Origin of the sequence: Alteribacillus iranensis (assembly GCF_900113025.1) — a bacterium.
In the GTDB taxonomy this organism is placed as follows: domain Bacteria; phylum Bacillota; class Bacilli; order Bacillales; family Marinococcaceae; genus Alteribacillus_A; species Alteribacillus_A iranensis.
The window spans coordinates 21,283-42,378 of record NZ_FONT01000001.1; the positions used below are offsets into that span (position 1 = coordinate 21,283).

A 21,096-nucleotide genomic window follows, 5' to 3' on the forward strand; every position below is an offset into this window, starting at 1 on the left:
CAAGTATCCTTACCAATGTTTATTATCCTTGTAAAGGGGCGCCGGAAAAGATTGAGCTTGTCTTTGTCTTTCTGAGACTGCCTCTTCTTTTCTTTTTTAGATTGAAGAAAAAAAGCCTTTTGCTTACATAGGAGCCCGGAAAGGAAAAAGCGTGTAATCGCTGAATTTAGTATAATAAATGAAGAAAGGAGACTGGTTATGGAACACGTGCGATTTATTCACGCAGCTGATATGCATATAGGCTCTCCCATATCAGTTGCCAAAGGGTCCCCCTATTATATTAAGGAACTGTTACAAGACAGTATATATATAGCGTTTACTAACTTAGTAAGAGATGCCATTGATTATGACGTGGATTTTGTTATTTTGGCAGGAGATTTATTTGACCAAACAAATAGAGGGATTCGCAGTCAGTTGTTTCTTAGAAAGCAGTTTTTACGTTTAGAAGCGAAGCAAATTCCTGTTTACATTGTTTTTGGTAACCATGATCCGGTGGACGTTCAGTACGCTCCAATGAATTGGCCGGCAAATGTACATATATTTTCATCTTCTCCGGAGTGCAAGAGGTTTTGCAAAAATGATACAATTGTTCACTTGTATGGCTGCAGCTATAAAGGAAAAGTGGTTCATGAGAATTTAGCAAAATCGTATGAGAAGAAAGCAGGGGCACATTATCATATAGGAGTCCTGCACGGTCAAGAGGGACAAGGACTTGAAAGTCACTCCTATGCTCCTTTTACAAAAAGAGACTTATTAGAAAAAAATATGGATTACTGGGCTTTAGGTCACATCCACCGTCGGTCTTCTCTCTCTGAGCGGATTCATTATCCAGGAAATATTCAAGGACGTCACAGGAAAGAAGTCGGTAAGAAAGGGTACCTCCTCGTCGAATTAGAAGGAGGACACTCCCCAAGTGTTTCTTTTCAGTCAACGGCACCCATTCTTATTACGAAAGTAAAGGTAAGGATAGAAGATAACGATACTATCGACAGTGTAACGGATAAGTTGTTAGCAGCCATTGCGACAAAAAAACGAGATGCAATCAAAGGTATTTGTGTGGAAGTAGAATTAGTAGGAGCAGGGCCATTATACTATTATATCCAGGAAGAAATGAATGAATGGGTGGCAGCCCTAAATGAAATCGGTGAATCGGAACAAACCTTTTTTTATATATTCAGCATTATAAATGGAATAGAGCCTTTGATGCGTACGGAGAACAATCATTTTGTAAAGGATATTTTGGAGTCCGCAGATTATCTTTCGAATAATCCCGACATTCTTGAAAAAGAATGGGATGTTTTGTTGCAGCATCCTTCATTGAGACCACTCCTTAGTAGTCATTCGATTGACAAGTCGGAAGTAATGGCTGAGGCGAAACAGTGGATAAGATTATTATGGAAAGGAGACGACTCGTGAGAATTGAAAAAATCCACATACATGGATTTGGTAAATTAATTCATACTACCATCAGAATGGAGTCTACTCTTCACTTTATCGTCGGAGAAAACGAAGCGGGTAAATCAACCATACGAGCTTTTATACAAGCTGTCTTATTTGGGTTTCCTACAAGAAAAGAAAAATTACTGCGTTATGAGCCGAAACATTCAAGTAACTATGGAGGAAGCATTACGATTCGCATGGACGACGGTAGAGAAGTAATGATTGAGCGAATATTAAAAAGCAAGGCAGCCGGAGATGTGACAGTCACACTTGACAATGGAGAGATTCATGGAGAGGAATGGCTACATGTTCAATTAGGAAAGATGGATCGGCATACATATCAAGGCATCTTTTCGTTTGGAGTGGACGGAATTCAGGCACTGCATGAGTTAAAAGGAGAAGAATTAAATCAGTATATTTATGAAGCGGGCGTCACGGGGACTCGAGAGCTCGCACGACTAGAAAAAGAGTTAGCTGATAGAACCGACCAGTTATTTCGGCCAAAAGGGAAGAAGCCAATCATAAATTCAAAAGTGAAACATGTGCACCAGAGAGTGCTTGAAGTAAAAAGTTGGGAGAGAAATTTTGAAAAGTACAATCAATTGCTAGAAGAGAAAGAGCAAATCAATCAACAATTAAAGAAACTACTAGTAGAGAAACGCGTTACGGAACAGAAAAAAGAAAAAATACAGAGAAAGAAAGTATTCCGTCAATTGCTAAATGATAAAGAGAAAGTGGAAAAACAACTTCAGCAAATTTTAATGTTACCGCTCTTCACAGAAGATGCGGAGAAAACGTGGCGGCAATATACTAAAAGAAAAGAAGATGCCGAATTCGAATGGAATGATATCGAGTTAGACATATGGAAAATATCCGCTCGTTATCAAGGAGTTAGTGTGAACTGGCCGAAGTATACTAATACAGACAAGAGTTATGCGTTGAAGGAAAAAACGCTCTTATATCAAAGTTTGCGAGAAGATATTATTCGTGTAAATGACGACATAGCTAAAAGAAAGATGGAAGCTGATGCCTGGCTGAAAAGAATAAATGGAGATAAAATGACCCTCGCTAATGCAGATACTTCTCTTCAGTCCGAAGAAGAATTGAAGGCCATCGAGGAGCGGGGGAAAGATATTAGAGATAAGATGAGAGCTTTAGAAGAACAAAAGAATCAAGAAGAACGAGAACTACAGCAGATGCAAGCAGAAGTAAATGAATTGGAATCGGAAGTTAGACCTGAGAAGGAACGATTGCAAAGGAAAGAATTGATAGAGAAACATAATCAGTCTTCGCATAGCAAAGGAACATTATATCTGCTTCTAATTACAGCCATATTGCTTTCTATTGGCAGCTGGGAAATAGTTATGGGGAATCAGTTGCGAGGCGTTATCATTCTCATAGCCGGTGTCATTAGTTTCGTAGTGAATAGAATGAAGGTTGAAGCTAATAAAAAGACGTTTGTTCATAAGAGAGAGAGCATTTTACATGAACAGGAGATGGAGGAAGAGGAACGTGTCATCCATCGATTAAAGGAAGTACAATGGCAAATGAAACGAACGTCTCGCAAGATAATAATGATGGAGGAAACGCTTGAAAGAGAAATTCAAAACTGGATCCAAATAGAGAAAGAGTTAGAGGATTGGAGACAGCTTTACAAATTTCCAGCATTACCTTCTTATCAATCTGTTGAATATTATTTTCACCAAGTGAAAAAATGGCAAGACATGAATCATAAAGTATACACTCTTCACTATGACATAAAATCCAAAAAGAATATGTTACACAGGATAGAAGCCGAGGTAGAAGAACTAGCTGATGTTTTAAAGATTCCTGTAAAAAGCAGTGTGGAGGAAACTATAAGAGACATTCATGAAACATGCAAAGCCGAAGTACGATTAAATGACGATACGTTAGAAGATGCTTCGACTATTCATTATTTGTATGACCAAAAATCTGGGTTGGAACAGACAATGATCCATGCGAACGACCACATTCACAGAATATATAACCACTTTCACATAAACACACGAGAAGAGGCAGAAAGGGCCATAGAGGCTAGGTATGAATATGAAAATTGCCAACAAAAGCTAGAATGGCTTAACGAACAAATAAAAGCACAACTGCTTCCTGGTGAATCCGAACGAGAGTGGAAAGAAGAGATGAAGAGAATAGAGGATGACTGGTCTATCAATGAATCAGAGGAAATAGACAAAAAGGAAGAAGAATTACACAAAACTTTTGCAAAAGTGGGGCAGGAAATAGAAAAACTCGAAAAGGATGGCACCTATGAGGATATTCTCCAACAAGTAGAGGAGGAAAAAGCTGATTTACAAGATAACATTCATGAGTGGCTGGCTCTCACAACAGCGAAGCAAATGATTAATAGAGCAAAATCTGTATATGAAAAAGAGAAGCAGCCCTATGTGATACGGAAAGCGTCAGAATATTTTTCTTATATTACATCGGGTGAAGGACGTCGCTTACTCGTTCCGGCAGGGAAAGATCAACTTATTATTGAATATGGAAACGGAGATCGGTTTACCCCTGAAGAATTGAGCCGCGGAACAGCCGAACAATTATACTTATCATTAAGATTAGCACTTGCAGAATCATTTACACGTGCGGAGGGATTCCCGCTAATCATGGATGATCCCTTTGTGAATTTTGACAGCACACGTCGACATCAAGCTTTTTCATTAATAAATCAACTCACAAAGAATAGACAAGTTATTTATTTCACCTGTCATGAGGTACCTGATTTTCTAAAAAGTCCTCATAATGTTAGCTTTCTTCAAGGATGAGGACTTCTCCTAGACAGGGGCTGAGAAAGGGATGGAAGATATGACTGATTTTCATATTTATCTCGTGGAAGACGAACAGAATTTGTCAGAAGTGATTAAGGCGTACATGGAAAAAGAGCAATGGCACGTTACTGTTTTCGATAATGGAAATGATGCAATACAGGCCATCGAACACCCTCCTCACCTGTGGGTTCTGGATATTATGCTGCCTGGAACAGATGGGTATCAAATATTAAAGGAAATTCGGAATAAGCAGGGAAACATACCAGTGATATTCATCTCTGCCAGAGATCAAGATTTGGACCGGGTTCTCGGGCTGGAAATGGGGAGTGATGATTATCTGGCGAAACCGTTTCTTCCTCAGGAATTAATTATTCGGGCCAAAAAACTTCTTTCCAGAGTATACGGAGAGCAAACAAAAGAGACGAAAAAGGTGGAGATCAATGATTACATTATTGATCCGGAAGCTAGAACCATCATAGATGCCGACAACAAAGACACATATGTAGATTTAACAACGAAAGAGATGGATCTTGTATTGCTTTTAACAGAGGAAGTTGGAAAAGCATTTTCGCGGGAAGATATTATTGAAAGTGTATGGGGAGAAAATTACTTTGGATCAGAACGGGCTGTTGATGATGTGGTTCGCCGTGTGAGGAAAAAACTGCCTCGTATTCACCTTGAGACATTGTATGGCTTTGGATACCGAGTACTATCGTCATGATGAAAGTGAATTTAACGCAACGTATTTGGCTCTCTTTTATACTCCTCGTTTTTCTCGTGGGGCTCACCGTGACCATTATTTACCCGATCTCCATAAAAGGGACTTTAACGGAAGAAACGTACAGGATGATTGAACAAGAACAGGCCCGCATGGCAAATCCGTTTAGTGATTATTTTACCCCCCCGCAATCAGAGCTTGATTTCATTGAAAGAAGAGAGGCAGAACGTTCTATCGGCCATCTCTTTCTATTTAATGATTTAACTACACTCAGAGGAGAACCCGTTCCTCCTGATAATGTATTAAAAGAAATGGTATCCAAAGCCGTAAATCAAACGGAAGAGAGAGCACGTCATGAACTGACTTATAATAACGCCACCTTATTTTATGTTATTACCCGCATTGAATCAGGGGATGAAGAGGCTTATCAAATCTCATACATGTGGGATACATACCGTGATTTGATGGTCAATCGCTTATGGGAACGACTTGTCTATTTATTCGTGATTGCTAGTTTGCTTAGTTTGCTCCCAGCTATATGGCTAAAAAGATACTTAAGACACCCTTTAAGAGTATTAGGAAACCATTTTGAACAAATAGCAAAAAGAAATTGGCAGGAACCGTTTCATTGGGAAGGTGATGATGATTTCCAGAAGTTATCTGACCAATTTGAAAGCATGCGTCAAAATTTAATACGATATGATAATTCACAAAAAACGTTTATTCAACATGCCTCTCATGAATTGAAAACACCAATTATGGTTGTGAAAACATATGCTCAATCTGTGAAAGACGGTATCTTACCAAAAAAAGATTTAGAACAAACAATGAATGTGATTATAGAGGAAGCAGATCGTATGGAACATAGAGTAAAAGATATGCTGTACTTTACAAAGTTAGGTACGATGGAGAATGAAACGATCAATATAGAGGAGACTTTATTCGGTCATTTAGCATTCAAGATTGAGGAACGGTTTCGTATGCAGAGAGAGGATGTCACTTTTATTATTGAAGGAGCAGATGTCAGGCTCAAGGTAGACTTAGAGCATATGGAAGTGCTGCTCGAAAACCTTGTGGAAAATGCAATGCGTTATGCCCGTGACACGATATGGATTTCTGCAAAGGAAAAGGAAAAAAAAGTAGAAATACGAGTGATGAATAATGGAGGTTCTATTGAACCAGAAGACCTGCCTTATTTATTTAATCCTTTCCACAAAGGGAACAAGGGACAATTTGGTTTAGGCCTGGCTATCGTGAAAAGAATTTGCGAATTACATCATGGAGATTATGAGGTAAACAATGTAACAGACGGAGTGGAATTTTTAATAACGTTTCCTAAATAGCTACCAACAGAATATTAAAAGCGAGCCGTGCATATGAATGGGATAGGACAATAATTAATAAGGGAGGGCTTTCATGAATAACCGTTCCAAGAAGCTGTTAATGACGCTAGTAGTCCTATTTTTTGGTCTCGTAGTTTGGCAGCGTTTTATGGAAACTAGTCCTGTGCAAGCACCTGCTTGGGTGTTGTTAGCGGTTCTGGGTATTATATTTAGCGGATATATGTGGAGGCAAACGAGTAAAAGTGAAAAAAAGGAAGAAGAAAATTGGATTGAACAAGAGGGGCGTATATTTATTCGGAGGATGGAAGCGGAGAGAAAACGGCGAGAAGAGGAACGAGGACGAGCTTCCTCTTAAAGAAAAGCTATCTTCCCAATCTAACCAAAGGGAATAAGGGAGTATTCTTTGCTTCCAATGATAAACAACCAGTGGTCGAGTGACTACTGGTTGTTTTACTAACTATTTTTTGAGCATGGCCTCGTCGCCGTCTCTCACCTGACTGCAAAGCAAGACGCTTACAATTTCCTTATTGAATCCAATCTTCATAAGAAGATTCTTTTATGTTGATTTTCGCTCCTTCTCGCAGCTCTTGCATAACCTCTTCGCCAGACTTTGCCTGTTCTTGAGTCAATGACTCTTCTATACTGCTCTCTAATTCCTCATACGAATCTTTTTTCTCGAGAACTTCTATAATGTGGAAGCCATGAACTGATTCTACAGGATCACTTACTTTTTCAGGCTCTAAAGAAAAAGCTGTTTTCTCAAATTCTTCTACCATTGTACCACGTTGAAATTCCCCAAGTTCTCCTCCGTTATCAGCAGAGCCAGGGTCCTGGGAATATTCCTCAGCAAGCTTGGAAAAATCTTCGCCATCCTCCAGTTTTTCGATAACCTCATTAGCGGTTTTTTCATCTTCGACTAGGATATGGCGGGCGTTCACTGTCACCAAATCTTCTTTATTATCCTCAAAGTGTTGTTTCTTATCCTCTTCTGTGACTTCTACCTCTGCTGTGGCGAGCTGTTCTAGGACCAGCTGCGGTTTAATGACTTCTTCTTTTAATTCCTCAATGGAATCAACCGGAAGCTGAAATTGCATTTGCAGCATGGAAAGTAATTGTTCGTCTTCCTCTACACCGTATTCGCTTTTGAAATTCTCAAACTCTTTATCTATTTGTTCACTGTCTATATTTAACTCTTCTGCTTTGTCATCAATAATGATACCGCTGACTATATCGTTTAACACTTGTTGTCCAAATCGCTCTTTAAGCTCCCCAACGAACTCATCTTCTGTCACGTTCGTTTGATTAATTTCTGCTATTGTTTTGCTCTCATCGGCGCCTTGCTCATTACTGCATGCGGTAATAAGGAAAACCGCACATAAGCTGGCAGCTGAAAGACAAAATCTTTTCATTTCACACCCAACCCCTTACATGTAATAACCATTAATATGAACAACACATATCATATCATAGAAAGTCATAAAAAAAAAATTTAATACAAATTTAATATGAAGGAAATAAAAGAGAGATGACTTTAGGGGGAATATAGATGTATGGTGGATATTATGGGGGATTTATTTTAACAATCATAGTATTTATCTTACTAATTATTGTCGGGGCTATCTGGTATTAAGAGGGTGGAAGAGAGTCACACATATCTCCAATGTCTCTGTCAGGCATTGGAGTATATATGCTGATTTCCCGTTATATAAGTAGTAATTCAATGAAGGTAGAAGTACATAATATGGTTATAAGTATATTAATCGTGCGGAATATTTTAGGATGGCGTTCGTCGGGGATTTCTTTTTTTATACAAAGGGCATTAATCATTGAATTAATTATAAAAAAGTAAGCTGCCGAAAATAGAATGAACAGAACAACGATCATACTCTTTCCTCCAATACCATGTGTCTATTTCACCTTAGCAAAAATTTTAATAAAATGATAGTTTTTTGCCAATAGAATATTAGTAAAAGGTGCTAATGAGCCCAGATGTAGAGAGAGCAGGTGAACGAATGGCAGCAAGAAAAAGAAACAAATGGAAAATATTATTTCTTCTCTTGTTAGGGTTAAATGTAATAGTATTCATTTCTTTGTATATGTTAATCACAACTTCAGACACAAGAACACAGACTCAAAACGATAATGGCACCGTCGAAGACCAGAATGAGTTCACTCCTTACATGAAAGTACAATTAACAGAAGAACAGTTAAATAACATTCTGAAAGACCACTTGAAGGATCAGCCCTATTCAGTAAAAGCTGCAAGCGGTAAAATCCAATTAAACGCTACGTATCATGTTCTTGGTCAAAAAGTGGAGGCATCGATGGATTTTCGTCCCGAAGTAACGGACGACGGAAACATAATCTTGCATCAAAACAATTTTTCTGTTGGAAATTTACCTCTTCCCGCGTCAGAAGCGTTAGCTTTAGTAGCGTCTCAAGCAGAATTGCCGACGTATATTACAGTAAATCCTTCTAGAGAACAGGTTCTTGTTGAGTTACACCATATAGATTTTGGCAAAGAGTATCGGGTGAAAGCAGAAACATTTGATTTGCAACAAGATCATATTACTCTATGGGTTGGAAAGTAACGGTCCTCTGTCAATGGTAGTGTGATATCACACCTTTTTCTTTTTCAAAAGCACTTCATTATTAACACGAGGGATGCGTATAAGCCGCATAGAAAAAAATGTTTGTAGTTTTACCTTCGTACTATGAGTAAAAAAGCAGCCATTACATTGGCTGCTTTAGTAATATATCAAGACCATTTTGTTTCTGTTCAATATAGGAGTGCTTAGGAGCAGAAAATAAAGGTTTTACATAAACGAAATCATACACACTCAGTCCCATATTAAAAGAAAAGAGGACGATAAATAAATGGGCATATGAAGGGAATAGAAGGGCCCCCCAGACAGACAATATTCCAACAAAAAATGTAGGAAATAGAACCGCTAACATATACATATTTCTGCCGATCGGTTTCTTAGATTCCATCGTTACAACCAAGATTTTTGATTTATTAGGTTGATGACGGCGGAGCTTCATCCGCACCCCTGCTAACCAGAGAGGAATGGTGTCTAACACTAAGTGAAGAGGGAATAATAATAGGAAAAAGAGAATGGTATTTGCCATTCCTATCTCTGCAAATACAATACCTGGGTGAGACAGACTAAAAATGAGATAACTGAAAATAAAAGAGAGTATCATGCTGAGAATAGAAAGTAGCAAGAGTCTAAAGGTGTTATATTCCTTTTTCACATTGATGGACTTCCAACAGTTCATCCATATTCCCCCTTTCCGCTTCTAAAAGAATAATTTAAGGGCTTCAAGGAGAAAAATCAATAGATAATAGAAAAATAGGCAAAAGAATTTTATTTTCGCCAATGTCTGACACGACATATCTATGGAAGAACGCTAGAAGTGCTAATAAACTACACCCCAGCAGAATTTTTGTCAGATGGTTGAGAAGATACTGGCATTAATGTTCCTTCTTCTTCCGTGAATTCTGTCTCAAAGCTCTGCATAGATTTTTCAAACATTTCCATGAAATCGTCCCCATAAATATGTCGTATGATCGTTGAAAATTCTACAAACTCTGGAAATTTCCCATATAAATCTTTCATTGGTAAGGCACCGTTGTAAACACTATACGTGTCGGGACGGTAGTTTTGGAGTGATTTAAGAAAAAGCTCATCCCCTTCCTTGGTCAAAGCAATGTAAGTATTTCTTTTATCCGTAGCATTTTTTGAAAACTTAAGCAGACCTCTTTCTTCAAGTTTTTTTGAAAAATTAAAAGCTGTAGAAACGTGCATCACTCCAAATTTAGCTATATCTGAGATAGAAGCCTCTTTTTTATGGTAAGCGATCCAAAGGATTTGATGTTCATTGATATTTAGGCCATATGGTTTGATCCAATCTTGCCAATCTTTTTCGATCGACTTCCACATGGCTTTTGTTAGTTGTGCCATTCTGTGACTAAAGATGATCGACTGCTTTGTTGACGTTAATGAAGGATCCATTTTATTTCCCCTTCCCTAATACAAATGAGTGTAAATTTAAAAATTTTTCTAACTATTTACTACGTAAAGGAATCATGAGGTTCCTTTACGTATGCGCTCATTTAATTCTGAAATCGCATCTGAAATATCACGAACTTGATGCTGAATAGCTGCTACTTCCGGTTCTACTTCTTCTTTGTAACGGCTGTACGTTTTCTTCATTTCCTGCGTCAAATTCTCCACTGCTTCAAAACCTTCCAAGGCCGCGTACTGCCATTCTTCCGTTGCAGGTTTATTTTTCAATGACTGCCAATCAAAATTCCTGACAGTTGCTCGTGTTTCTTGGCCTGAAGCTGGAGCAAACAGAAGCGCAGACAGACTTCCAAGCAGAGCTCCGGCAAAAATACCTGTAAATAATGATTTGGAATCCATCTTCCACCTATCCTTTCATCATCGCAATGAGTAAGTATTTTAGAATATTATACCTTAATAATAGTATAGGGAAAAGATGATCAACTGAAAAGACCATTCTTAGGGGAGTTAGAAACTGTTTAACGGCAGAAGAACAGGATAGCGGGTGTAAACAGTAAGGGGCAGGTCTCTACAAAAGGAGTTGTCTCAGAAGCAACTCAATCTAGACAGGACCATTACTCATGTGATTACATTTGTCCCTGCACCATGATATGGGGAAAGAGACAATCCCCCCTATCAGTAGAAGACCTGCTATTTACTTACTGGCCACCTGGTTTAGTTATTTATTGATGTTTGTCCCTAAATGAAATCATAAATTCCTGAAGAGCTTTCACAGATTCTAGAGATACAGCATTATAAATAGAAGCGCGGCATCCGCCTACAGAACGGTGGCCATTTAATCCTATAAAGCCAGCTTTCTTCGCTTCGTCTAAAAATTGTTTATTTAATTCATCAGTTGGTAAATTAAAGGTGACATTCATGAGAGAACGGCTGTTAGTATCAGCGTGTCCTGTGTAAAATCCGTCACTTTGATCTATCACCTCGTAAAGTAAGGAAGCTTTTTCTTTGTTCCGAGATGCCATTCCAGCGGCTCCTCCGTTATCTTTCACCCAACGAAGCACTTGGTTTAACATATAGATGGCAAACGTCGGAGGGGTATGATAAAGTGAATTTTTTTCCGCGTGAGTGGTATAACGTAATAATGTCGGAATATCTTCTTTTTTATTAGACAACAAATCCTTCTTAATAATGACTAGAGTGACACCGGAAGGACCGAGGTTTTTTTGTGCCCCTGCATAAATTAATGAGAATTTATCTACTGGGATAGGACGGCTTAAAATGTCACTAGACATATCAGCGATAACAGGAACCTCAGACGCAACATTCAGGTCCTGCCACTGAGTACCGAAGATCGTATTGTTGGAAGTGATATGTACATATGCGTCTTCTTCACTAACATCCAAATCACTTAACGCAGGGATATGCTTATAATTACTATCTTTAGAAGATGCGCCTATTTTTGTTTCACCGAAGTACTTCGCTTCTTTCAGTGCTTTTTCTGACCATGAGCCTGTCAGAATATAATTAGCGGCTTTCCCCTTTTCAAGGAAATTCATAGGTATCATTGAAAACTGGAGGCTTGCTCCTCCTTGTAACAGCAGAACTTCATAGTCTTCAGGCACTTCTAAGAGGTCTTTCACTAAAGTGATAGCCTCGTTATGCACTTCCTCATAATCAGTACTCCTGTGACTTAATTCCATAACGGACATACCAGTGTCATTAAAGTTAAGTAATTCTTTTTGTGCGGTTTCTAAGACTTCTGTTGGTAAAGCGGCAGGGCCGGCGTTAAAATTATGTGCTCTATTCATTGTCTTCACTCCTTTGTGGTTAGTATCATTATAAATGTTTCTTTAATCGGTCCGCGATCTGTTGGAGAGCTTCTCCTGAGTAATCACTGCTGTTATCTTTGAAAGTGTGTTTAAAGCCATCGTCGCTTCCATATCGAGGAATGAAATGGAGGTGGTAATGAAAGACAGCCTGCGATGCAGCTTTCCCATTGTTATTTACAAGGTTAAGCCCGTCTGGTTGAAATTCCTCTTTTATTGCGTTTGCCAGTTTGGGAGCTATCCGAAATAAATGAGAGGCTGTTTCTTCTTTTAAGTGATAAATGTCTTCCTGATGTTCTTTTGGTATTAAGAGGGTGTGTCCTTTTGTGGTCTGGCTGATATCAGCAAACGCCATGACGACATCATCTTCATAAATAACTGATGCCGGGATTTCCTCCTTTACAATCTTACAAAAAATACAATTTTCATCATGGCTCATGGTATCACTTCCTTCAAATTGTAATGTAATATAGTATTAATGTGGGCACAGATTTCAAGCCGTTTCCATAGGCGACTATAGAATTGGAAGGATTTATGGGACGTCAAAAAGAATAGACGACAACCGAATAGGACTCAACTTTATTTTATCAGTACCATAGTCGTAAAACAATATAAGGGAAAAAGCGGGATCTGGTAAGAAATCATTTTATAAATATAAGGACGGGAAAAGGAAACGATACAAAAAGAGACAACGTAACTCAGTGATTATCGTCCTTATGTTTTGAACCCTGAATAGAACGGATAGGGAGTCTTCCCGCTTAAAGAACGATATAAATCACACGACGAAAAGTCATTACAATGAAAATACATGTCAAAGGGGAAGTTTCATGTCAAACCTGCTTAAATTAAAAGGAGTTAGCGGTGGATATAACGTTCATAAGCCAGTGCTTCATGATCTTGATTTTACTGTAGAGAGAGGGGAAATTGTAGGACTGATTGGATTAAATGGGGCCGGAAAGAGTACGACAATCAAACATGTACTTGGTTTAATGGAACCGACTAAAGGTGATATTTATATAAATAATCAGTCGATACATGAGGACCCGGAGTTATACCGTAAAACATTCACATATATACCAGAAACGCCTATTTTATATGATGAACTGACGTTATGGGAGCATTTAAAATTAACGGCGACCGCTTATAGATTATCTAACAATACCTTTGAAGAGAGAGTGTATCCCTTATTAAGAGAGTACCGTATGGAAAAAATGAAAGATTGGTTTCCAAGTAATTTCTCTAAAGGGATGCGTCAGAAAGTGATGATAATGTGTGCGTTCCTTGTACAGCCAGAACTGTATATCGTTGATGAACCATTCGTTGGTCTTGATCCAGTCGCCATTAAGTCTCTTCTTGATATGATGGTAGATATGAAGGAAAATGGAGCAGGGATTTTGATGTCTACTCACATATTGGCGACGGCAGAAAGATATTGTGACCGTTTCGTTTTACTACACGAAGGTAAAGTTAAGTTACACGGGACAATGGAAGAATTACAAAGACAGTCTGGTATGCCGCATGCAAGACTTGATGATCTATACATTGAAGTTACTAAAGGAGCACTATAATGAGTGGGAAAAGCTTGTGGGGAAATCGCGTCCAGCATTTTTGGAATGAAGCTATTCGATACTTGCGTTTAATAGGAAACAGTGGGTTTATGTTTAGCTTGTATGCGCTATTTTTAGCAGGGGGGTATTTCTACCCTTCCTTTATAGAGTGGCTACCGGCGTCTTTTCCAGTCCATGTTGTGTTTATACTATTATTTACATACTTATTAACAAGAAGCCCGATAAGAACTTTTTTAAAAGAAGGGGACCTTGTATTTTTGCTGCCATTAGAAAAGGCATTAACATCCTATTTTCGTCGCAGCATTGTGTATTCTGCTGTTATGCAGTCAGTTGGTATATCTGTTCTATTTTTATTACTAGGGCCTCTATTCCAAGATAGAGTTTCAACTGCGAGTGGTTATATGCTCACGGCGTGGCTTGTATTACTCGCTGCCAACTTCTGGAACAATGGAGCAAAGTGGGGGGAGACTCACATACGGGATGAGAGAAGCAGAAAGAGACATCAATGGGGAAGAGCTGTCATAAACCTAGTGTTAACTTACTTTTTATTCATTGATGCTCCATTGTGGTTTACCGGGGCCGTCCTTGTCATTATGTTATGTCTTTATGTAGCATATTACTCTCGTATCCCGACACAACATCTATTGAATTGGGAGCTTTTACTCTCAATGGAAGCGGAGAGACTATCGGCCTTTTATCGGTTCGTTCAGTCGTTTACAGACGTACCCTATGTGAAACCTTCCGTGAAACGGCGACGCGTGATTTCAAAGCTGACAGATCGTGTTATATGGAATCAACATTCAACATATACGGTCTTATTTACGAAAGCGTTTATTCGATCAGGGGAGTATTTTGGGATGTACATCCGCTTACTGTTTGCAGGGGGATTGGTGATGTACGCGTTCCCTTCCGATTGGGTAAAGATAGCTACTGCATTATTATTCATTTATATGACTGGTGTTCAACTAAAAACGCTCTGGCATCACTTAGATACAACGATATGGCCTGACTTGTATCCTACCTCCTTGAAAGAAAAAGAACGATCGTTCCAACAAATTGTAAAAATTTTGTTAGTCACCCAAACAGTTATGTTCTTTTTTGTGTATTGGTTAGTGGGCAGTTTATATATATTAGCGGTTGTTATCTTGCTAGGAGGGATAGCCCTAAGTCTTTATTATCCAAGAAAAGGCAGAGGACGTCATACAACAACTTCCCATTAGGAGGTCGAATGTTGGATTCGTATGAGAAAGAAGCATATGAAGAAGTGTTACTATGGATAAGAAAACTGAAAAAGCCATCTACCTTAACTCAGTCATTTACTAAAAACGTGCAAACGAAATTAAATCACTATATGCCGAAAAAGGTGCATCAAGCTATGGGGGCAGCAGTAAAGAATATGACTGAAAGTGTCATCAACGGTTCAGAGTATTTTCCTGATAAAAAGTACGAAAAAGCCCCATCTTTAAGAGAAGCTGACAAGCAATTAGAAGATCTCTTATCCGTTTTTAAAAAGGGGGCCGCTGCAGAAGGAGCGGGAACAGGAGCAGGAGGTATATTTCTAGGTGCCGTTGATTTCCCTCTTTTGCTTGCTTTTAAAATGCGATTTTTATTTTCTGGCGCTGCACTTTATGGGTTAGATGTCTCGGATTTTCGAGACAGACTGTATTTATTGCATATCTTTCAAGCGGCATTTTCAAGTTCCACTAAACGACGGGAAACGGCAGAACTACTAGAAAGCTGGGATGAGTATGTAAGTGATAAACCGAGGAAACTCTCCTTGGCGAAAGAAGTGGATTGGGTAGTCTTTCAACAAGAATATAGAGATCACATTGATTTAGTGAAAATGCTACAGTTGATGCCCGGGTTTGGGGCTGTAGTTGGGGCTGCGGCCAATTATCATTTGCTAGGCCAGCTTGGAGAGGCAGCGAAACAAGGGTATCGCTTAAAGTGGCTATCAGAAACATACGATCTTAACAGATGAATAAGTCGGAAGCAAACTATCACACACCTCAAAAAGAAATGCCTTGTCCTTATTTCATAAGGTTAGGCATTTCTTCTTCGTATAGGGAATATTTCCTTGCATGTTCTCAGTAACTAAGCACTGTTTTCCCCATCACTTTGGCAGCAATGAGCATAGCCCTTTCATCGATATCGAACTTTGGATGATGATGAGGATAAGCAACTTTCCATTTTGGATTCATTGCTCCTGTGAAGAAGAAAGCGCCGCGAACACGCTCAAGATATCGAGCAAAATCCTCCCCGCCCATAATAGGATCCATTTCTTCTGTGTGCTGGACACCAGGCACTTGTGGAGCTATCGATGAGATGAGCTGCGTTTCCTTTTGATGATTAACCACAGGCGGGTAGCCCCGTGAATAATGAAATTCGGCGTCTGCATTGGCACCTTGAACTGTTGTCATCGTGATCGTCTCTAATTCTTTCTCTATGAAGCTTCTTACATTCTCATCAAAAGCTCGGACGGTACCAATGATTTTTGCGTGGTCCGCGATAACGTTAAAGGCGTTAGAAGCCTCGAACGTACCGATAGATACAACAGCCGGTTGAATAGGGTCGATCCTGCGGCTCACAATTTGCTGGATGTTCATAACAAGCTGGGAACCAATCACGATGGCATCTTTTGTCAGGTGAGGTGTTCCACCATGCCCGCCTTTGCCTGTAATGTTTATGGCGAAGCGATCAGCAGCTGACATCATCGGTCCATACTTATACTGCACTGTTCCATACGGGACCGTAGCCCAGAGATGAGTGCCGAAAATAACGTCGATATCATCTAAGCAGCCATCATTAATCATATCAATTGCACCACCTGGGGCGTACTCCTCGGCGTGTTGATGAATAAAAACAATCGTGCCATTTATCTGATTTTTTAAGCGGTTTAATGCCTTTGCCAGGACTAACAGCGTTGCAGTATGGCCGTCATGTCCGCAGGCGTGCATAATACCGTCATATGTTGAGGAAAAAGGCAGCCCGGTTTCCTCATGGATAGGAAGTGCATCGAAGTCAGCGCGCAGGGCAATAACAGGGCCCGGCTTTTCCCCTTTTAAACGAGCGGTTACACCGCGGCCACCTACATTTGTTTTTACATCATGCCCTAATTGATGATGATACTCCGCTATGTATGCGGGAGTATGCTTTTCTTGAAATGAAAGTTCTGGATATTGGTGAAGGTACCGTCTGATTTCCACCATTTCTTCATACATCTCATCTAGTAAGTGAAATAATTTCTCCATAGTCCCCTCCTTCTCTCCCGCTAACCCTATATTATCTATCCGTCACATCTATCCGCTTAAAGCTCGGCAATAAACGTTGCTGCTTTTATTTTACCATAGGACGAGCAGAAAGGATTTAAATACCGAAAGGAATAAACCTTGCTAAATAACTTGAAATCATTTGGAAATAACCGGTGAATAGTAAAACCCCTAGTATAATCATTACCCAGCCACTTATTTTTTGAATAAGCGGGATCCATTTATTAATCTTTCTTAGCTTATTAAGCGATTTTGAATAAATAAGGGCTACGATAAGAAAAGGGATGCCTAAGCCTAATGAATAGATGAGAAGCATAAACATACCGGAATACATCGTTTCCGCTTGACTCGCAAGGGCTAATATTCCTCCGAGGACAAGCCCTATACAAGGCGACCAGCCAGCTGCAAAAAGTAAACCGAGCAGTACGGAGCTTGCAAAACTAGTAGATTGTTTGGGAGCATGGCTGACTTTCTTTTCGGTTAGTAAAGAACGAATAGAAATAATGCCTGCCATCTGAAGGCCGAATACTACAATGATAATACCGCCAACCTGCTCAATCAAAGTACTCCATCTTGCAAATTGTTGACCGATAAATGTAGAAGACGCACCAAGTAATAAGAAAATGATTGTGAAACCTATAATAAAACCAATACTTCTCGTGAGGATCATACTGCGATGTGCGTTTACTTGATTGTTTGATACGGTCGTCCCCGTTAATTGCGCTAAATAAGCGGGGACTAAAGGGAAAATACATGGGGACAAAAAAGATATGACCCCAGCACCGAATGCCAGCCAAATACTTATATCTTCCAAGAGGATCCCTCCTTTTTTCTTTTATCAATATCCTGCCTGCAAAATCTACACTACATTATACAAAGAATATATGAAAAATCGGTGAATTTACGCTTGAGAAGCATGTCGATATTCGCATCTTTTTCTGAAGCGTATTAAACTATATATGTGGATTCATTCGTTTACTATAAAGTGTACTATATTCATTAAATAAAGGTTAGGAAATTATATCATGTCGGTGTTTTCAAGATCCAGCTCATGGGCGGCGGCTCAAGGTCATCTCATGCAGCAGCGCTAGCTGTCCATTTTATTAGCTGAAAAGGAAGGTTTGTATGAAAAATAAAGGTGATACGCTGCTTCTCTTATTTATTTTTATTTTGAGCGTGATATTAATAACACGGATGACGACAATTTCTATGAATGACGAGGTTTTATCTGTCATCTTTTTAACGGTTGCCATCTATCTCCATAAAAAGAAAAAGCCTCTAAAATGGTTGTTTGCCGTCTTAGGTGTTATTTTCTTATCACCTGCAGTTTTTTCAATGAATTGGACAAGTCTTCTTGTAACACTTTTTATTTTGTATGTGCTGAACAAACTTATTCAACGTCCGGCTGTTAAAGAAATTGATATTGATATGGATCTTCCTCCTATAGCCGGCAATGCGGAAGAGAATAATAAGCTCTGAACATAATAAAAATATCAACTATACGAATACTACCAAAAAGTGTTATATTTTGTTTCGTTCCTATATAAGGCATAAAAACAGTCTTATAACTTGTTCGATGGGTGTAAGGAGATGTGACAATGAGAAATAAATATATCAGATGGGGGCTAGTATTCCTAGCTTTCTTTTTGGTTAGTACTGGGGTATACCTTTCATCTGTAGTCATCGGTGCCGCCGCTATCGATGAGAAAAAGCTTATCATGAGTGAAACGACAGAGATATATGATACAAATGGCCAGAAGTTTGCTGACCTTTATATAGAAGATCGAGAAATGATAGACATTGAAGAAGTACCAGATCATGTGAAACAAGCTTTTATAGCGATTGAAGATATCCGTTTCTATGACCACCAAGGTATTGACCCACGTGCCATTCTTCGAGCTTTGTATCGTGATATTGCGGCGGGGGCAAAGGTGGAAGGCGGAAGTACAATTACCCAGCAGTTAGCTAAAAATGCATTTTTAACCAGTGATAAGACGATCCTTAGAAAAACAAAAGAAGTATTAATCGCTATGGGACTAGAACGTAAATTCAGCAAGGATGAAATACTCGGTTTGTATCTCAATCAGATTTATTTTGGCCATGGTGCCTATGGAATCCAATCTGCAGCCGAACTATACTTTGGAAAAGAAGTAAATGATTTAACCGTCGATGAAGCGGCTCTTTTAGCAGGAATTCCGAAAGCACCCTCTCATTATTCTCCTGTGGAAGATCCGGAACGCTCTGTAAGTAGAAGAAACACCGTTCTCGCTATTATGGAAAGACATGGATTTTTAACAGCAGAAGAAACGATTACCTACCAAGGGAAGACGGTACCTGATACGATTCGCCAACCTGAAGAGAACAAAGCCTATTTCACGTATATTGACATGGTATTAGAAGAAGCGGAAACAAAGTACAACATCTCCTCTGAACAAATATACAAAGGCGGATATGAAATAACAGTCCCTGTAAACATAGAAATGCAAAAAGCTTCTTACGAATTATTTCAAGATAACACGTTATTTCCGGAAGGGTCCGAAGATACAGAGGCAGCATTCGTCATGATGAACCACAAAAACGGCGGAGTACTTGCGGTTCAAGGTGGGAGAGAATATGTAAGAAGAGGTCTGAACAGAGTTACAGTAAAACGTCAGCCAGGATCTGTGTTAAAGCCCTTAGCTGTCTATGCTCCTGCTCTAGAAACAGGTAAATATGATCCTTATTCACTTCTAAAGGATGAAAAGATGGATTTCGATGGGTATTCTCCTCGGAATTATAATGACCAGTACCAAGGTGAAATTACGATGTCGGAGGCAATCACGGATTCGACAAATACGGCAGCAGTATGGTTGTATGATCAAATTGGGAGAGAGATAAGCGAGAAATGGATGGAGCGCGCAGGACTTCAAATAGAAGATAATGGCCTGGCAGTGGCTCTTGGTGGCTTGTCAAATGGAGTCTCTCCTATAGAACTTTCTACTGCTTATACGGCTTTTTCCAACCAAGGAAAAAGAGTTAGTCCATATTTTATAGAGTCCATTACAAATCGTAATGGAGAAACGGTTGGAGAGGCAGAAAAGCAAACAACTGAAGTGATGAGCTCTCAGAACGCCTGGTATATGACCAGAATGTTAGAGAATGTAGTGAAAGAAGGAACGGGAACAAAAGGCAACACTCACTACCCACTAGCCGGTAAGACGGGGACTACTTCCTTCATAGATGTAGAGGGGGCAACACGTGACGCTTGGTTTGTTGGATTTACCCCCCAATGGACGGGAGCCTTATGGATGGGCTACGACAAAACCACAGAAGATCGTTACTTACAAGCGGGAAGTTCGTATCCCACACAGTTGTTTAAAGAGATATTAAATCAAACGCCTCAACCAGAAAATAGTCAGGTGGCATTTCAAAAACCCGAAAATGTAAAGGATCTTGAATCTCCTATCGAGATGTCTCCAGTTAATGATTTAACTGCATCTCTTAGTTTTAAAGGAGCTGGTTTATTAAATATTCAATTGAACTGGACGCCGAGCAATGATAGTCGTGTGAAATACTACGTGTATGAAGTCGAAAATGGGAAAAGTAATAAAATAGGAGAAATAGAAGGAACAGGGCAATATGTGATTGAAGGAGCGAATATTTTTAGCTTAAAAGACTACTTAATTGTCCCTTATAACCCGCAGACAAACAGAGAGGGAGAGCCTTCAAATGTCGCGGATGTAAGTGTCGGTTCCTTATTCGGAGCCGGAAATTCTTGATCATAAACAGATGTTACGGGCTTATCATCTACACTTAGGAAGCTTTATCAAATTTATGAACAATAGAGCGAAAGTATGTACAGATAAGCTGTGAAGGGGTATGGTGAATAGGGAATTAGTCTACAGCAATCGACAACGTAACAATCGTTAAAACATAGAACTGCCATAACTTATCGGGAGTGGCGGCTTCTGAAAACACTTGTTTTTCCTGCACAAAAGGTGGTTTCATTTCCTCTATGTTGGAGTCTCGGTAGTTTGCAAAGTGGGAATGCTCTTACCTAATTAATAAAAGAAAAAACGCAGGTTATAGAATAATGGTTTGGACATGCACCATTAGTT

At 39.3% G+C, this 21,096-nt stretch carries 21 protein-coding genes; 12 read left to right on the plus strand and 9 right to left on the minus strand.

Annotation, left to right across the window (positions count from 1 at the left end; all coding sequences use genetic code 11):
• Positions 1 to 198 precede the first annotated feature (198 nt).
• The 5 genes from BM095_RS00105 (at position 199) to BM095_RS00125 (ending at position 6,660) form a co-directional block, all read left to right on the plus strand.
• Entirely contained in the window at positions 199 to 1,416 is a 1,218-nt protein-coding gene (locus tag BM095_RS00105) for a metallophosphoesterase family protein (RefSeq protein WP_091655931.1), read from the plus strand.
• Positions 1,413 to 4,241, plus strand: a complete 2,829-nt coding sequence (locus BM095_RS00110; protein ID WP_177194629.1) for an ATP-binding protein — start codon at positions 1,413 to 1,415, stop codon at positions 4,239 to 4,241. The genes BM095_RS00105 and BM095_RS00110 overlap by 4 nt, the downstream gene beginning before the upstream one ends.
• Positions 4,242 to 4,281: 40 nt before the next feature.
• Positions 4,282 to 4,965 carry a response regulator transcription factor gene (locus tag BM095_RS00115; RefSeq protein WP_091657765.1) on the plus strand — a complete coding sequence of 228 codons (684 nt, stop codon included), beginning with the start codon at positions 4,282 to 4,284 and terminating at the stop codon, positions 4,963 to 4,965.
• Entirely contained in the window at positions 4,962 to 6,305 is a 1,344-nt protein-coding gene (locus BM095_RS00120; protein ID WP_091655937.1) for a sensor histidine kinase, read from the plus strand. The genes BM095_RS00115 and BM095_RS00120 overlap by 4 nt, the downstream gene beginning before the upstream one ends.
• A gap of 73 nt (positions 6,306 to 6,378) precedes the next feature.
• Entirely contained in the window at positions 6,379 to 6,660 is a 282-nt protein-coding gene (locus BM095_RS00125) for a sporulation YhaL family protein (RefSeq protein WP_091655939.1), read from the plus strand.
• A 169-nt stretch (positions 6,661 to 6,829) separates the two neighbouring features.
• Here the strand turns inward: BM095_RS00125 and BM095_RS00130 are convergent, their stop codons facing one another.
• Complete coding sequence (locus BM095_RS00130; protein ID WP_091655942.1) at positions 6,830 to 7,714, minus strand: peptidylprolyl isomerase; 885 nt, start codon at positions 7,712 to 7,714, stop codon at positions 6,830 to 6,832.
• A 137-nt stretch (positions 7,715 to 7,851) separates the two neighbouring features.
• Here BM095_RS00130 and BM095_RS00135 point away from each other — a divergent pair, with 137 nt between their 5' ends.
• Entirely contained in the window at positions 7,852 to 7,935 is an 84-nt protein-coding gene (locus BM095_RS00135; protein WP_091655945.1) for a YjcZ family sporulation protein, read from the plus strand.
• 71 nt (positions 7,936 to 8,006) lie between these two features.
• On the opposite strand, the gene BM095_RS16710 is transcribed toward BM095_RS00135, so the two are convergent.
• A complete protein-coding gene (locus BM095_RS16710; protein ID WP_091657767.1) occupies positions 8,007 to 8,186 on the minus strand; it encodes a hypothetical protein in 180 nt (59 codons plus the stop codon).
• A gap of 131 nt (positions 8,187 to 8,317) precedes the next feature.
• On the opposite strand from BM095_RS16710, the gene BM095_RS00145 reads away from it, so the two are divergent.
• A complete protein-coding gene (locus BM095_RS00145; protein ID WP_177194630.1) occupies positions 8,318 to 8,896 on the plus strand; it encodes a YpmS family protein in 579 nt (192 codons plus the stop codon).
• 142 nt (positions 8,897 to 9,038) lie between these two features.
• On the opposite strand, the gene BM095_RS00150 is transcribed toward BM095_RS00145, so the two are convergent.
• The 5 genes from BM095_RS00150 to BM095_RS00170 all read right to left on the minus strand — a co-directional run bounded on the left by BM095_RS00150 (position 9,039) and on the right by BM095_RS00170 (position 12,601).
• Positions 9,039 to 9,587 carry a DUF3267 domain-containing protein gene (locus BM095_RS00150; RefSeq protein ID WP_091655948.1) on the minus strand — a complete coding sequence of 183 codons (549 nt, stop codon included), beginning with the start codon at positions 9,585 to 9,587 and terminating at the stop codon, positions 9,039 to 9,041.
• A 149-nt stretch (positions 9,588 to 9,736) separates the two neighbouring features.
• Positions 9,737 to 10,324, minus strand: a complete 588-nt coding sequence (locus BM095_RS00155; RefSeq protein WP_091655950.1) for an HTH-type transcriptional regulator Hpr — start codon at positions 10,322 to 10,324, stop codon at positions 9,737 to 9,739.
• Between the two features lie 72 nt (positions 10,325 to 10,396).
• Entirely contained in the window at positions 10,397 to 10,735 is a 339-nt protein-coding gene (locus BM095_RS00160) for a YtxH domain-containing protein (protein WP_091655952.1), read from the minus strand.
• A 323-nt stretch (positions 10,736 to 11,058) separates the two neighbouring features.
• Positions 11,059 to 12,144: a 3-phosphoserine/phosphohydroxythreonine transaminase gene (gene serC / locus BM095_RS00165; protein ID WP_091655953.1), complete on the minus strand. Its 1,086-nt coding sequence runs from the start codon at positions 12,142 to 12,144 to the stop codon at positions 11,059 to 11,061.
• A gap of 28 nt (positions 12,145 to 12,172) precedes the next feature.
• The gene (locus BM095_RS00170) at positions 12,173 to 12,601 is read right to left on the minus strand and encodes an HIT family protein (RefSeq protein WP_091655955.1); all 429 of its coding nucleotides are present in this window, start codon (positions 12,599 to 12,601) and stop codon (positions 12,173 to 12,175) included.
• 388 nt (positions 12,602 to 12,989) lie between these two features.
• Here BM095_RS00170 and BM095_RS00175 point away from each other — a divergent pair, with 388 nt between their 5' ends.
• From BM095_RS00175 to BM095_RS00185, 3 genes are read left to right on the plus strand one after another with little or no spacing between them, the layout of a single operon-like run.
• Positions 12,990 to 13,730 carry an ABC transporter ATP-binding protein gene (locus tag BM095_RS00175; RefSeq protein ID WP_091655957.1) on the plus strand — a complete coding sequence of 247 codons (741 nt, stop codon included), beginning with the start codon at positions 12,990 to 12,992 and terminating at the stop codon, positions 13,728 to 13,730.
• Positions 13,730 to 14,950: an ABC transporter permease gene (locus BM095_RS00180; RefSeq protein ID WP_091655958.1), complete on the plus strand. Its 1,221-nt coding sequence runs from the start codon at positions 13,730 to 13,732 to the stop codon at positions 14,948 to 14,950. The genes BM095_RS00175 and BM095_RS00180 overlap by 1 nt, the downstream gene beginning before the upstream one ends.
• An 11-nt stretch (positions 14,951 to 14,961) precedes the next feature.
• Complete coding sequence (locus tag BM095_RS00185; protein ID WP_091655959.1) at positions 14,962 to 15,711, plus strand: EcsC family protein; 750 nt, start codon at positions 14,962 to 14,964, stop codon at positions 15,709 to 15,711.
• Positions 15,712 to 15,817: 106 nt separating this feature from the next.
• Here the strand turns inward: BM095_RS00185 and BM095_RS00190 are convergent, their stop codons facing one another.
• Together BM095_RS00190 and BM095_RS00195 are read right to left on the minus strand one after the other, a co-directional pair.
• On the minus strand, positions 15,818 to 16,981 hold the full coding sequence (locus BM095_RS00190; protein ID WP_091655961.1) for an amidohydrolase: 1,164 nt from the start codon (positions 16,979 to 16,981) through the stop codon (positions 15,818 to 15,820).
• 115 nt (positions 16,982 to 17,096) lie between these two features.
• Entirely contained in the window at positions 17,097 to 17,813 is a 717-nt protein-coding gene (locus BM095_RS00195; RefSeq protein WP_091655962.1) for a cytochrome c biogenesis CcdA family protein, read from the minus strand.
• Between the two features lie 311 nt (positions 17,814 to 18,124).
• On the opposite strand from BM095_RS00195, the gene BM095_RS00200 reads away from it, so the two are divergent.
• Entirely contained in the window at positions 18,125 to 18,478 is a 354-nt protein-coding gene (locus BM095_RS00200) for a hypothetical protein (RefSeq protein ID WP_091655964.1), read from the plus strand.
• Between the two features lie 119 nt (positions 18,479 to 18,597).
• The gene (locus tag BM095_RS00205) at positions 18,598 to 20,757 is read left to right on the plus strand and encodes a transglycosylase domain-containing protein (protein WP_091655966.1); all 2,160 of its coding nucleotides are present in this window, start codon (positions 18,598 to 18,600) and stop codon (positions 20,755 to 20,757) included.
• The last annotated feature ends 339 nt before the right edge of the window (positions 20,758 to 21,096 follow it).